Source organism: Methanoculleus sp. (genome assembly GCF_036677455.1).
GTDB lineage: Archaea > Halobacteriota > Methanomicrobia > Methanomicrobiales > Methanoculleaceae > Methanoculleus.
In genome coordinates, this window is sequence record NZ_JAVBWL010000006.1 from 1 (window position 1) to 12179 (window position 12179).

Below are 12179 nucleotides of genomic sequence, written 5' to 3' on the forward strand. Positions count from 1 at the left end.
TGAGAGCCGTAATTCGGGAACGAGAACTCAGCAACGTTCATCATGCCGTGGAAGAGGGTTGCCGCAAAGACGCTTCTGTGGGTGTTGTTGTAGAGCCAGACGATGATGACCCGGAGCGCAACCGTCGAGAGAGACTGCCCCGCCGCCCAGGCCGGGGTGTTGAGCAGGACCCATGGGATGAGGTGCCAGACCGCCCAGACCGTCCCGAGGACGAGTGCGGTCGTAAGGGCGCTCCACCGCTCCTGCAGGGGATCGGTGGCATACCCCGTCCAGCCCGTCTCCTCGCCGATGGCGGTGATGAAGAAGAGAAGGATGAAGACCGGGAGAAGGAGATACGGGACGAACGGGTCGGCGGGGAGCGGCCGGCCGAGGAGGAGCAACGCGGCGTAGGAGAGGAGCATGATCGCCGGCATCAGGAGGAGGATGGGAAGGTACCAGACCGCCCTGATCTTTTTGTAGTCGACGACCCGTGCAAACAGGTGCCGTACCCCGCCGGCCCCCTCCTCCCGCCAGGCCAGGATCGCGGCCGCTATTGCGGGGCAGACGATCATGAGCGAACTGATGGGGAGGTTGAACGGTCCCGGGAGCGGCGTCCCGGCAAAGAGCAGGAACGGGATGGAGAGGACGAAGAGGAGCAGGATGAATGCCGGGACCGACCGCCGGGACGACGGACCGGCGTTCATACTTATCCCACCTCCGGCCGGCCGCTGCCGTGGACCTCATAGTAGAGGGAGAGCCCGTTGAGAGGCGCGTAGCGGCCCGGGGTCGCCATCGTTTCCATCTTCGCTGCCACAATCATCTCTCCTCCGGGCCTGGAGAGGGGCCGGGACCGATGCTGCTCTGCAGGAACTCTGTAATCTTCCGTCTGACCGCACCGTGCTGCGCAAGAAGCATGTGGCCGCCGCCGGGTACGGCGAAGAGGCGGGCGCCGGGGATCCTCTGCACAAGGGCACGTGCATTCTCGTGGAGCGCCAGCGGATCGTCCACGGCGCTGACCACCAGCGTGGGAGCCCCGATACTCTCGAACGGATAATCATCGTTCCCCTCGGCGTTGAGCAGACCGGGGGTTGAGGTGTAGATGTCGAACAAACTCCCGTCGACCCTGGCGCTGACGGGGAGGAGGCTCGCGAGCAGCGCCCGGAGATCAGCCTTCTCCTCCGGGGAGAGCCGCCTTCCCCGGTCCACGCCGGCCCACGGCCCTGCCACGAACCGGGAAAAGAAGGTGACCGTCGCCCAGTAGATGAAGTCGTTTTGAAAGAAGATGGTGAAGATGGGCCGGGGCATGACCGGCCCCTTTCCCGGGGCGACGGGCTCGACGAGGACGAGTGCCGGGACACGCTCCGGGTGGCGCAGGGCGAACTGGATCGCTGATGCGGATCCTGCCGAGTAAGCGACGACGGCTGCCTCGCTGATGGCGAGGGCGTCGAGCAGGCAGGCAAAGGCATCCGCCTGCATGGCGACGCTCGGCTCCGGCGGCATGGGCGAGCCGAGGTAGCCGAACCGTGAGACCGCGATGACCTGGAACGCCGGGTCGATGGTCCGGCCGGCGAGCATCAGCCCCTGGTCGAACCCGCCTGCGTTGCCGTGGACGACCAGCACCGGATATCCCAATCCCCTCCGGGCGTACTCGATCGATCCGCAGTCGGTCCAGACCACCCGGCGCCCCGGGCTCTCGATGCGCTCCCGGGCGGCCCGCATATCGGCACGATACCGTGCCGTGATAACCGCCACCACGACGGTGGCGGCGAGCAGAACGAGGCCGATCGGAAGAAGAACCATGGACACGCTCTATCGCGGCCGGATGGACCCCGGGTCCTGGACCGCCTCGCTATCTCTTCGGAGAGCCCGGCGCACCGGTCCACGCTCTCGACTGCCCCTCCCTCATGCCCGGGGCGAGCGCTGCGCCGAAAGGACCCCTGCGAGTTTGTCGAGGGACTCGTTCCAGCCGGCCACGGCCGCATCAAGTTCCTCACCCGCCGGAACGCCGGCCTCCCGCAGGATCACCTTCGTCCCATCGCCGTGATCCTGAAACATCATCGTCACCGTCGATTCATCCGGCCAGTCCTCGCTCATCCCGTAGTGCGAGGCCGGGACCACGTTGCCTTCCGCATCCGCAAACGAGTCGGTGTAGACGAGCCGCTCCATCGGGATGATCTCGCGGTAAACGCCCGTGCTCCAGAACTCCTGGCCAACAGGTGAGCGCATGCTGAAGAGATACCTGCCGCCCTCGCGGAGATCGACCTCGATGACCGGCGCCGTAAAACCTGCCGGCCCCCACCACTGCGCTATCAGGTCCGGGTCGGTCCACGCCTTCCATACGCGGTCACGCGGTGCCGCGAAGATGCGCTGGATGAATAACCTCCCACTCTCCTCCGTCAGAACTGCTTCTGCCATCGTGCTCTTCCTCCTTTCCCGGGCATCCTACCTCCTGCGTGAAAAACCTTTCCCGGTCGCGCGGGGTATCGTGCCGGCGGTGCGCCAAAGACGCGCTCGATGATATCCCGCCAGAGACAACTCACTCTGCATACGCCTCTATGACCGGCCGGGTCACCCCCCGTAGGAGATGCTTGCGATCGCATAGAGGTTCATATTCACCGTCTTGAGGTTCGCACCACCCCATAAGCCTGCGGTCAGCCGGGGACAGATCGAAAGGGCTATCGGACGGCGCGGTGAGAGCATCCTATGGCCTCATTCACCGCTGGCTGCTCTTCCGGTGTGATTCCGGGAGCGCTGGCAGGCGCTGGTATCTTTCTTCTCGGCCGGTCGGGTCTCCTCCCGGACCCGGTGATAACAGTGGCGTTCCTCTTTTGCGGGGGGCTCGTTGCCGGGCTTCTCATCCCGGGAACAATCAGGGACGGGGCCGTTGCCGGTGCCGTCTGCGGGGTGATCGTGGCGCTGGTCGCGGCGACTTTCATGAGCCTGACGGCGGGAGACCCTTCGTTCCTGTCAACCTTTGCGTTCTACGCCCTGATCTTCACGGGGCTCCTCCTCCCCTACAACGCCATCGGCGGGGCAGCGGGAAGAGCGGTGCGCAGCGCTCTCCAAAGAGACGGTGTCGCCGGGGCCGGCGAGCAGGGCGGGCGGCACGGGATCGCCGTCGGCACGGTCGTCATCGTCGGCCTGGCCCTCGCACCCGGTCTACTGGCCATCATCACCGGCCTGGTCTTCGTATCCGGTCTGCTGGTCGTGGCCGCTCCACCTGCCGGCGGATTCGTCGCGGGGTATGCCTCCGGGGGCAGGCCAGAAGATGGTCTGAAAGCCGGTTTTGTCGCGGCACTCTTCGGGGCCGGCCTCCTCTTCTTCATTCCGTTGCTCTTGACCGGGTTGCACGAGCTCGGGTTCGCCGAGACGTTCGAGGGGGTGGTCGTGATCGCCCTGATCTACCTCTTCATCCTCTTCGGGGCTGTCGGCGGGGTTGCCGGTGCGGTTGTCCGGGCGAGGTCTGGGGAAGATCGAGGGGCAGGAACTTGAGATGGCCTGAGGGCCGGGTTCCGGGGCCACACCCGGGCACAGATTTCTCGTGACTCCGCACCTGGCGGTGCTCGAACTCCGTTCCTCGAAGCCTGATGGCTTCTCAAACTCCTGTCCTGCGGACAGTCGTTCCTGCCGGAACATCGTTTATCGCCACGCACTGCCCCCCGCCCCCCGGGGAGGGGAACGACTTCCCCGCAGGGGAAGGTGTTTGAGCACCGGAGGTGCGAATGAGGAGCGCGAAGGCCAGGTGGGGTGCGACCGGAGGGAGCTTGAGAAGACCGAAGGTCTTCGAGTGGGGGCAACTTATCTCTCTACGGGATGGAGACAGGGGAGTTCACTGCGCAAACCCTTTCGTAAATCCTCCTGCAAGGATGACGGGTGAGAAAAATGCCAGAGCAGGCGAGGCCGAGGTCTCGCAGAGTGACAGGTGGTCTCCTTTCACCCCCCGTAAAAGATGCTTGCGATCTCGTAGAGATCCATATCCACGGTCTTGAGTTCCGCCACCGCCTCCTCAATCGGGACCGCGACGATATCGTCCCCTCTGAGCGCGACCATCTTCCCGAAGTCCTTCTCCTTGATGAGGTCCGCCGCCGCCACCCCGAACCGGGTCGCGAGCACCCGGTCGCGTGCTGTCGGGGAGCCGCCCCGCTGGACGTGGCCGAGGACCGTCACCCGCACCTCCATGTCGAGCCTCGTCTCGAGTTCGTCACGCAGGTAATTCCCTATGCCGCCGAGCGTCACGTGGCCGAACTCGTCCATCCGGGCGGACTGGGTCATCGCCTCCTTCATCCCCTTCGGCTGGGCGCCCTCGGCGACCACGACGATGCTGAACTTCTTCCCCCGCTCGTAGCGCGCCCTGAGGTGGTGCGTGACCTCATCGAGGTCGAACGGGATCTCCGGGATGAGGATCTCGTCGGCCCCGCCCGCGATCCCGGACATGGTCGCTATCCACCCGGCATGCCGGCCCATCACCTCCACCACCATGATCCGGTGGTGCGACTCCGCCGTCGTGTGGAGTCGGTCGATCGCCTCGGTGACGATCGAGACTGCGGTGTCAAAGCCGAAGGTATAGTCGGTCGCGGCGACGTCGTTGTCGATGGTCTTCGGGACACCCACCACCGGGATACCAATCTTTGAGAGCTTGTTTGCGACGCCGAGGGTATCCTCGCCGCCGATCGCAACGATCGCGTCGATCCCGAACTTCCTGATGTTGTCGCGCAACCGTTGGACGTCCGCCTCGTTCTTGAAGGGGTTCGTCCGCGACGTCCCGAGGATCGTCCCGCCTTTCGGGAGGATCCCGGTCACCGAGTAGTCGGTGAGCGGCTCGACGTTTCCGGTGACGAGCCCGAGCCACCCGTCCCGGATCCCGATCGTGTCAAAACCGTGTTTCGCCCCCGTCCGCACAACCGCCCGGATCACCGCGTTCAGGCCCGGACAATCACCTCCTCCCGTGAGGACGCCGACCGTCGTCATATCAGCACCTGCCTCCCGTGCAGATCGCGTTCGCCTCTTCTACGCTTGCGCCGTCGAGGGTGATCGCCGATATCGCGTTGCAGAACCGGACCGCCTCCTCGAGCGACCGCTGGTGGATGTTTCTCCCCGTCGCGTTCCCGACCGTGCCGCCGACGTGGATCTGGTCGTGGAGCTGCTGCAGGAACTCCTGCATATCGGCGTGCGACCCGCCCGCACAGACGACACCCGTCCTGCCTGCAGCCGCCACCGCCTCCCGGAGCAGCGCGGCATCGACCGAATCGCCCACTTTCGGCGGGTTCACCTTCGCAAAATCGCTCCCGAGCGCTGCCGCGACGCCCGCCGCCCCGGCAACCAGGTGCGGGTCCCGCTCGTCCTTGACCGCCTTGCCCCGGGGGTACATCCAGAAGACGGTGATGAGGCCGTGTGCGTGCGCGTGGTTGACGATCTGGGCCGCCTGGGTGAGCATCATCGGCTCGTACTCGCTTCCCAGGTAGACCGTGTAGCCGACGCCGAGGATCGAGAGGCCGGTCCGGTCCCGGAGGTCGACGGCCTGCTGGACGTGGTTGAGTTCCGTACTGAGCGGGTCGCGCTGGGCGGTCTTGACCAGGTGGGTCTTGGAGTTGAGTTTGACCAGGTACGGCACGTCCCGGTAGTCGTTGCCGTACCGGGCGATCATCCCGAGTTGGGTCGCAAAGACCCCGATCCTCGCCCGGCTCGCGATCCGGAAGAGGTGTTCGGGGTCGGCGTCTTCGGGATGGATGCCGACGCCTGCGAAGTCATCGTTAAGATGCTCGATCTTCTGGTCGCCGGCAAAGAGCATCAGCCTCCCGGTGCCGTGCGTGATCGCATCGTAGTTCTCCCGGTACCTCTCCTGCTCCCCGGGGGGCACATCGAGAGGGATCCTGATATCGAGTGCTGGCATAGCCTCTTCCTCCCCATCCCCAGATACTTAAGTGTTGCTGGCAACCCGGGATATTCAGGTCAGGGATCCAATACACCGGATCGTCGGGGACAAAATGCTGTCGCGTGTGAACCCCCGGGAGTCATCCCGGGGCTCCTGCCACCCCGGCTGATAAGGGCAATTCTTCACCCTTGATTGCGGTGGCGATAGGTATTTATCACGTCCTGCTCATCGGGGGTTGCTTCCCGAAAGGGAGCGCAGATACGGTGGTGAGAAGATATGAAAGGCATGAAAGAATCAGCCATGAGCGGGATGTCAAAGGTCGCCGGGACCATACGGGAACTTGACCCGCAGATCATCGAGGTGAGCACCTCGGGAATAAACTTCCCCGCATCGAAGAGCGACCTCATTAGCCGGGCGAAGGGAACCGAGGCGCCCCAGGTCGTTCTTGACGCACTGAACCAGTTTGAAGACAGGCAGTACAAGGATCCGGAAGATGTGAAGTCCGAATTTCTTAAAATTCAGCAGAAGTAACCTATTCCTGGCAGGTGCCGGAGACGGTACCCGCCACCCTTTTGCCCGGACCTACAGCCCACGGAATCTGGATAGATACCCACAAAGGAGAGGAGAGGTCAGGTCGCCCCGGGGTGTCCGGAACGGTCTCAGTATCCTGTCCGGTCCTGCCCGGTACAGGGCAAGCCCTACCGCCGCGGCATGAACGACAGATATTTATTTCATACTCCCTCTCAAGGGCTCTCCTGGAAGGGAGCGCGAACACGGTGGTGCGAGGTATGAAAGGCATAAAAGAGTCCGCCACGAGCGGGATGTCAAAAGTTGCCGGGCCGCTGCAGGAGATCGACCCGCGGGTGATCGAGATGATCATGTCCCGGGTCAATTTCCCTGCATCAAAGAGCGATCTGATCACCCGGGCACAGGACAGCGGAGCGTCACACGGTATCCTCGAGATGCTGAACATGTTCGAGGATAGGCAGTACAACGGCCCGGACGAGATCAGATCCGAACTCAACAGGATCCGGCAGAAGTAACCCCTTTTTTAGCCGCAGGGCACCCTCGCCTGTTGGACCCCGCGAACTTATATCTGGTCCCCGGTGCACGGCGTGGCATGTTCATCATCGGACACCGTGGCGCAAGGGCCGTCGAACCGGAGAACACCCTCGCGGCGCTCGAGAGAGGAATAGCGTGCGCCGATCTCGTCGAGGTCGACCTGCGCCTCACAAAGGACGGGATTCCCGTCGCGATTCACGATGCGACCGTCGACCGGACGACGAACGGGACCGGGCCGGTCAAAGGCCATACCATCGAAGAGCTGGCGACCCTCGACGCGGGGAACGGCGAGCGTATCCCGACGCTCCACGAGATCCTCGACCTCCTTCACGGAGATGTGGGGCTTGTCGTCGAGATCAAGGAGCCCGGGACCGAGGCGATCATCGTCTCGGTGCTCATGAACCGGCTGCCGGAACGGCTCTTCCTGGTCTCGTTCCACCCGGGAAGCGTGGCGATGGCAAAGCAGCTCCTTGCCGGGGCAGATGTGGGCCTCATCTATTCGGAGAAGACCGGCGACCCCCTCGGGCTCGCTCGTTCGGCCCGGGCAGATATCATCCTCCCGCGGTGGGACCGCGTCTCGCGCGAGGTGGTGGAGCAGGCGCACAACGCCGGACTGCTCGTCGTCCCCTGGGTGCTGAACTCCGAGGAGGAGTTCGGGGAAGCAGCCAGGCTCGGCATCGACGGGTTTGCGACCGACGACCCCTGCTTCGCGCGGCGCTACCTGGAGGAGCAGGGCCTGGAGCGGCCGGCTCCCGCGAGGTGACGACGGGGTCAGACAAGCATCCCCGGGAGGTGTTTGAGGAGCCACGCCTTCACCTCGACGGCGAGGCTCTCCGCCGCCTCATCCAGGGTGTGGCCCGCTCCTTCATAGATGACCAGCCGTTTGGGTTCATGGGCACGCCGGTAGACCTCCTCTGAAGAGTGGAAGGAGACGACCGCATCAGCGTCCCCGTGAAGGAGGAGGAGGGCCGCACGTCCCGCGAGGTCTGCGACCGGTTCCATCCCGGCGGTCTGTGTGGCGATCGCGACGACGACCCTGACCGCGGGATCGCTCGCCGCCGCCTGGATCACCACCGCCCCGCCGAGCGAGTGCCCGATGAGCCCGAGTGCCTGGACCCCCTGGCTCTCAAGGTAGCGCATACCGAGGATCGTATCGACGGTCGACTCCAGGAGGTCGGCGGGGTGCCGGTACCGGACCTGAATCGTGCTGATCCTGTCGTTTCTGAGGTCCTGCGCCAGTCGCGGGTAGAGTCCTTGTGCGGGGGTGTCAAACCCGCCGCCGGTCCCGCCCACCACGACAAGACCCACACGTGCCGCCTCCGCCTCGTAGTAGCGGCAGGCGGTTGTCCCCCGGTCGGTCTCTATCTCCACGTTATCGTAGGCAACGCCCGCCTGCGGTACCCGTCTCACATTCGTAGGATGCACTTCGACCCTCATCGTAGCCACTTCGATCGCTGTCGTCCCGAGCATGGGGGGAAGTAGGTACTGTGCTATTTTACTGTTACTGAAGGTTCGACGGGAATGGGATCAGGGGGCAGCGCGGGCCTGAACACCGTAAGCAACGATACCTCCCAGAGCCGTGCAGAAACTACATTACTATTGATCACACAATTATATATTGTAATGAATAAAATCGGACACAAGATCTTTCAGCAAAAAAGCAACGCTCCGCCAGCAACCGGTGCAGGCGGGACCGTTCCAGCCTCCGGTACCGGGGAGTCGGATGCCGACCTCCTCGACGCCTACTCCCGGGCTGTCATCCAGGTCGTCCGCTCCGTAGGGCCCGCGGTCGTGAGCGTGGCCGTGGAAAAGAGCCCCCGGGACCGTGGAGGCGAGCAGATGGGAGCAGGCTCGGGCGTGATCGTGACGCCGGACGGCTACATCATGACCAACAACCACGTGGTGCAGGGGGCGGGGAGGATCGAGGTCCGTACATCAGACGGGACCGCGCTTCCTGCGCGCCTGGTCGGGGCCGACCCGGCGACCGATCTCGCTGTGCTCCGTGCCGGGACGTCCGGTCTGCCGTATGCATCGTTCGGCGACTCGGATACGCTCTCGGTCGGCCAGCTCGCGATAGCCATCGGCAACCCGCTCGGTTTTGACTCGACCGTCTCGACGGGTGTCCTGAGCGCTCTTGGGCGGGCGTTCCGGAGCCGGGACGGCCGCCTGATCGAGAATATCATCCAGCACACGGCTCCCCTGAACCCCGGCAACTCCGGCGGCCCGCTGGTGGACTCCCGCGGCCGGGTCATCGGCATCAACACGGCCATCATCCCGATGGCCCAGAGCCTCTGCTTCTCGATTCCCTCGAACACCGCCGCCTGGGTTCTCCCGCAGCTCGTTGCCGACGGCAGGGTGCGGCGCGGATACCTCGGCATCGCCGGCCAGTCGAAGCCGCTCCCGCGGTCGCTCGTCACGGCGCTCGGGCTTACCGGGAGCCAGGCGGTCGAGGTCGCCTCGGTGAACAGGGCAGGCCCCGCTGGCCGGGCCGGGCTCCGGCCGGGCGACCTGATCCTCACGATCAACGAAACCCCGGTTACGTGCGTCGACGACCTGCACCGGTTCCTCACCACCTGGCCCATCGAGGAACCGGCAACCCTGAAACTTATCCGGGGAGGGCGGGAGATCACGCTCCCGATCGTCCCGGCGGAAGCGGTCGCGCCTCCCGTCGCCGGGTGAGCGGCGGGGGCGGTCAGGGAACCCGGGTGATCCGGGGTTCCCGCCGCGCCGGTTTCGGCGGCAGGGAGGCGGGATAGCCGAAGACCAGCGGCGCCACAATCTGGTGGTCGCCCGGGACCTTCAGCGCCGCGAGGAGGTCGGGGTTCTGCTCGATGAGGGTCGCGGCGCCGATCCAGCAACTGCCGATGCCGAGCGCCCAGGCGGCAAGCATCATATTCTCCGCGCAGAGCGTGCAATCGAGAACGCTCGATACCGTATCCCGGGCGCCGAGGACCAGGACCAGCACCGGGGCGTTGTAGAAGATGCTGAACTCCGGACTCTTGAGCGCCGCAAGGAACTCATCTATCCCCGGGCGGGGCTCCGCACCGATCTTCTCCACGAGGAGCGGTTTGCAGTAGTCGGACGCCCGTCGCATCAGGTCCCTGTCTTTCACGATCACGAACTGCCAGGGCTGAAGCCCGAGAGCAGTCGGCGCCTGGACGCCCGCCGCGATGATCGCCCCGAGGGCCTCGTCCGTGACCTCCCGGTCGGTGTAGTTCCTGACGCTCCGGCGTTCCCGGATCACGGAGAAGATCCCGATCGTCTCTGGTTCCGTCATCATATCACCCCCCTACCGACCGCAGGTGATATCTCTTTTGGGGCAACCGTCGGGGAGGCCATCGACCTCCCGCGTCCCGTCCCGGAGCGCCGGAGCAGGATCCGGCGCTGCATGATACCGGGCATGTCGCCGAAATTCTCCACGAGAAAGAGAAAAAAAGATATCCGGCCGGGAACCGGATCGACATCTATTTCATTCCCCTGGAGCACATCCACTACAGCTATCATTCCCATAACCGGAGAAAGATGAAAGATTCATGCAGTGACCGGGCGCCAGGAGACCTGCCGGTGCCCGACGACGGACTTCTCGTGGTAAACACCGACCGGAAGGTCCTCTGGTACAACCCGGCTCTCGCGCGGATGCTTGCCGTCCGGGAGGAAGAGATCATCGGGATGGATGTGGACGCTCTCGTTGACGGGCACCTCTTTCCTACCATCGAGGACGACGACTCCGCACGGCTGGTCCGGCAGATGCTTGAGAACGGGGCAGACCTGCCGGAACTCCTCTGCCGTGGTCGGACCCCCGACGGCACCCGGCGCTGGCTCTCGATAACCTGCCTGCAGGCCCCGGCGGTCTCCACCGGGGTCCGGCTCATCAGGATCCGGGACGCCACCGCGGACCTGGACGCGCACAACTTCAAGGCCGCGCTCGAAGAGTCGCCGGTGGTCGCCTTTGCGCAGGACGAGGACCTCCGCTACACGTGGTCGTACAATCAGCAACTGGGGGTCACGGATGCGTCGATCATCGGCATGCAGGAGGATGAGGCCTTTCCTGAAACCGCCGCAACCCTTACCCCGCTCAAACGCCGGGTCCTGGAGACGGGAGAGACCGTGCGGACGGCGGTGGCGTTCAACGTCGCAAACCAAACCCGTGTCCGGGACCTGACGCTCAAGCCTCTCCGGAACGCAGAGGGGAGGATCACCGGCATCGCCGGCACAGCCTTCGACGTGACCGAGAGGAACCGGGCGGAAGAGGCGCTCCGGGAGAAGACCGAGGAACTGAAGGAGCGGATGCGCGAACTCCAGTGCCTCTACACCGTGACGGACCTCGTCGAGGTCTCGGGGATAACGCTTGACCGGCTCCTGCAGGGGGTTGCCGATACCCTCCCCTCGGGCTGGCAGTACCCGGACAAGATGGCGGTGCGAATCCGGGTCGACGATCGGGAGTACCACCGGGGCGGCACGGAAGAGACCTCCTGGAAACAGGTGAGCCCGATCGTCGTTCACGGCAAAGAAGTCGGCGAGATCGAGGTCCGGTACCCCGGCAAGACACCCCGGGAGGCCGAAGGGCCGTTCCTGCCGGAAGAGCAGATGCTCCTTGACGCCGTCGCAAAAAGGCTCGGCCGGATCATCGAGCGGTTGCAGGTCGAGGAAGCGCTCCAGGAGAGCGAGGAGAAGTTCCGGGGGATCGCCCAGCGGAGTTTCGATCTCATCATGACATCGTATCTCTCCAGTGGACTGAACTACATCTCACCAGCGACAAAGCGGATACTCGGGTATTCCCTCGGGGAGATGGTGGGGACAGCCTGGGAGGATTACATCCTCCCTTCAAGCCTTCCGGCATGGGGGAAGGGGATCCGGAAGGTGCTCAGGGGCGAGCTGGTCGAAGGACTCCAGGTAGAGGTTCGCCGGAAAGACGCGGAGACGGTCATACTGGAGCTGAACGTCTCGCCGATCACCGAGGAGAAGAAGGTCACAGGATTCCAGACCGTCGGCAGGGACATCTCCGACCGGAGCCGTTACGAGCGGCTCCGGGAGCAGGCTTTCGATATGACCGAGCGTAACATCGCGCAGTTCGCCGTCCTTGCCGACCACGTCCGCCACCCGCTCCAGGTGGTCATGGGGGTTGCAGACCTGCTCGACGACGAGGCGGCCGCGGAGAAACTCCGGGAGCAGGTCCGGAGGATCAACGATCAGGTCAGCGCACTCGACCGCGAGTGGGTGGAAGCCCGGCAGATCCGGAAGTTCCTCAAGCGCTACGAGCTCTGAG

The 12179-nt window shown here is 64.6% G+C and carries 13 protein-coding genes; 6 read left to right on the forward strand and 7 right to left on the reverse strand.

Annotation, left to right across the window (positions count from 1 at the left end; translation table 11 throughout):
- The 3 genes from V6K60_RS01485 to V6K60_RS01495 all read right to left on the reverse strand — a co-directional run.
- Positions 1–683 (reverse strand): CPBP family intramembrane glutamic endopeptidase (locus V6K60_RS01485; protein ID WP_332448740.1); only part of this gene is annotated, 683 nt, incomplete at its 3' end.
- A 112-nt stretch (positions 684–795) separates the two neighbouring features.
- Positions 796–1779, reverse strand: coding sequence for an alpha/beta fold hydrolase (locus tag V6K60_RS01490; protein ID WP_332448741.1), 984 nt, complete (start codon positions 1777–1779; stop codon positions 796–798).
- A gap of 102 nt (positions 1780–1881) precedes the next feature.
- The gene (locus V6K60_RS01495; RefSeq protein ID WP_332448742.1) at positions 1882–2394 is read right to left on the reverse strand and encodes an SRPBCC family protein; all 513 of its coding nucleotides are present in this window, start codon (positions 2392–2394) and stop codon (positions 1882–1884) included.
- Between the two features lie 288 nt (positions 2395–2682).
- Here V6K60_RS01495 and V6K60_RS01500 point away from each other — a divergent pair, with 288 nt between their 5' ends.
- Entirely contained in the window at positions 2683–3471 is a 789-nt protein-coding gene (locus tag V6K60_RS01500; protein ID WP_332448743.1) for a hypothetical protein, read from the forward strand.
- Between the two features lie 441 nt (positions 3472–3912).
- Here the strand turns inward: V6K60_RS01500 and V6K60_RS01505 are convergent, their stop codons facing one another.
- Both V6K60_RS01505 and V6K60_RS01510 read right to left on the reverse strand, forming a co-directional pair.
- Positions 3913–4947, reverse strand: coding sequence for a 6-phosphofructokinase (locus V6K60_RS01505; RefSeq protein WP_332448744.1), 1035 nt, complete (start codon positions 4945–4947; stop codon positions 3913–3915).
- 1 nt (position 4948) lies between these two features.
- A complete protein-coding gene (locus tag V6K60_RS01510) occupies positions 4949–5869 on the reverse strand; it encodes an aldolase (protein ID WP_332448745.1) in 921 nt (306 codons plus the stop codon).
- A 258-nt stretch (positions 5870–6127) separates the two neighbouring features.
- Between V6K60_RS01510 and V6K60_RS01515 the strand changes: the two genes are divergently transcribed.
- The 3 genes from V6K60_RS01515 (at position 6128) to V6K60_RS01525 (ending at position 7676) form a co-directional block, all read left to right on the forward strand.
- Entirely contained in the window at positions 6128–6382 is a 255-nt protein-coding gene (locus V6K60_RS01515) for a DUF2795 domain-containing protein (protein ID WP_332448746.1), read from the forward strand.
- Positions 6383–6639: 257 nt separating this feature from the next.
- Positions 6640–6894, forward strand: a complete 255-nt coding sequence (locus tag V6K60_RS01520; RefSeq protein WP_332448747.1) for a DUF2795 domain-containing protein — start codon at positions 6640–6642, stop codon at positions 6892–6894.
- A gap of 77 nt (positions 6895–6971) precedes the next feature.
- Complete coding sequence (locus V6K60_RS01525) at positions 6972–7676, forward strand: glycerophosphodiester phosphodiesterase (RefSeq protein WP_332448748.1); 705 nt, start codon at positions 6972–6974, stop codon at positions 7674–7676.
- Positions 7677–7684: 8 nt separating this feature from the next.
- Here the strand turns inward: V6K60_RS01525 and V6K60_RS01530 are convergent, their stop codons facing one another.
- Positions 7685–8323, reverse strand: a complete 639-nt coding sequence (locus V6K60_RS01530) for an alpha/beta hydrolase (RefSeq protein WP_332448749.1) — start codon at positions 8321–8323, stop codon at positions 7685–7687.
- Positions 8324–8536: 213 nt separating this feature from the next.
- Between V6K60_RS01530 and V6K60_RS01535 the strand changes: the two genes are divergently transcribed.
- A complete protein-coding gene (locus V6K60_RS01535) occupies positions 8537–9592 on the forward strand; it encodes a S1C family serine protease (RefSeq protein WP_332448750.1) in 1056 nt (351 codons plus the stop codon).
- Between the two features lie 13 nt (positions 9593–9605).
- On the opposite strand, the gene V6K60_RS01540 is transcribed toward V6K60_RS01535, so the two are convergent.
- A complete protein-coding gene (locus V6K60_RS01540) occupies positions 9606–10193 on the reverse strand; it encodes a nitroreductase family protein (RefSeq protein WP_332448751.1) in 588 nt (195 codons plus the stop codon).
- A gap of 242 nt (positions 10194–10435) precedes the next feature.
- Between V6K60_RS01540 and V6K60_RS01545 the strand changes: the two genes are divergently transcribed.
- Positions 10436–12178, forward strand: a complete 1743-nt coding sequence (locus V6K60_RS01545) for a PAS domain-containing protein (protein WP_332448752.1) — start codon at positions 10436–10438, stop codon at positions 12176–12178.
- The last annotated feature ends 1 nt before the right edge of the window (position 12179 follow it).

Excerpts from the sequence above, each read along its gene's own strand:
- V6K60_RS01490 (WP_332448741.1), bottom strand. The coding sequence starts at position 1,779 with ATGGTTCTTCTTCCGATCGGCCTCGTTCTGCTCGCCGCCACCGTCGTG.
- V6K60_RS01545 (WP_332448752.1), top strand. The coding sequence starts at position 10,436 with ATGAAAGATTCATGCAGTGACCGGGCGCCAGGAGACCTGCCGGTGCCC.
- V6K60_RS01500 (WP_332448743.1), top strand. The coding sequence starts at position 2,683 with ATGGCCTCATTCACCGCTGGCTGCTCTTCCGGTGTGATTCCGGGAGCG.
- V6K60_RS01515 (WP_332448746.1), top strand. The coding sequence starts at position 6,128 with ATGAAAGGCATGAAAGAATCAGCCATGAGCGGGATGTCAAAGGTCGCC.
- V6K60_RS01520 (WP_332448747.1), top strand. The coding sequence starts at position 6,640 with ATGAAAGGCATAAAAGAGTCCGCCACGAGCGGGATGTCAAAAGTTGCC.
- V6K60_RS01535 (WP_332448750.1), top strand. The coding sequence starts at position 8,537 with ATGAATAAAATCGGACACAAGATCTTTCAGCAAAAAAGCAACGCTCCG.
- V6K60_RS01540 (WP_332448751.1), bottom strand. The coding sequence starts at position 10,193 with ATGATGACGGAACCAGAGACGATCGGGATCTTCTCCGTGATCCGGGAA.
- V6K60_RS01495 (WP_332448742.1), bottom strand. The coding sequence starts at position 2,394 with ATGGCAGAAGCAGTTCTGACGGAGGAGAGTGGGAGGTTATTCATCCAG.
- V6K60_RS01505 (WP_332448744.1), bottom strand. The coding sequence starts at position 4,947 with ATGACGACGGTCGGCGTCCTCACGGGAGGAGGTGATTGTCCGGGCCTG.
- V6K60_RS01510 (WP_332448745.1), bottom strand. The coding sequence starts at position 5,869 with ATGCCAGCACTCGATATCAGGATCCCTCTCGATGTGCCCCCCGGGGAG.
- V6K60_RS01525 (WP_332448748.1), top strand. The coding sequence starts at position 6,972 with ATGTTCATCATCGGACACCGTGGCGCAAGGGCCGTCGAACCGGAGAAC.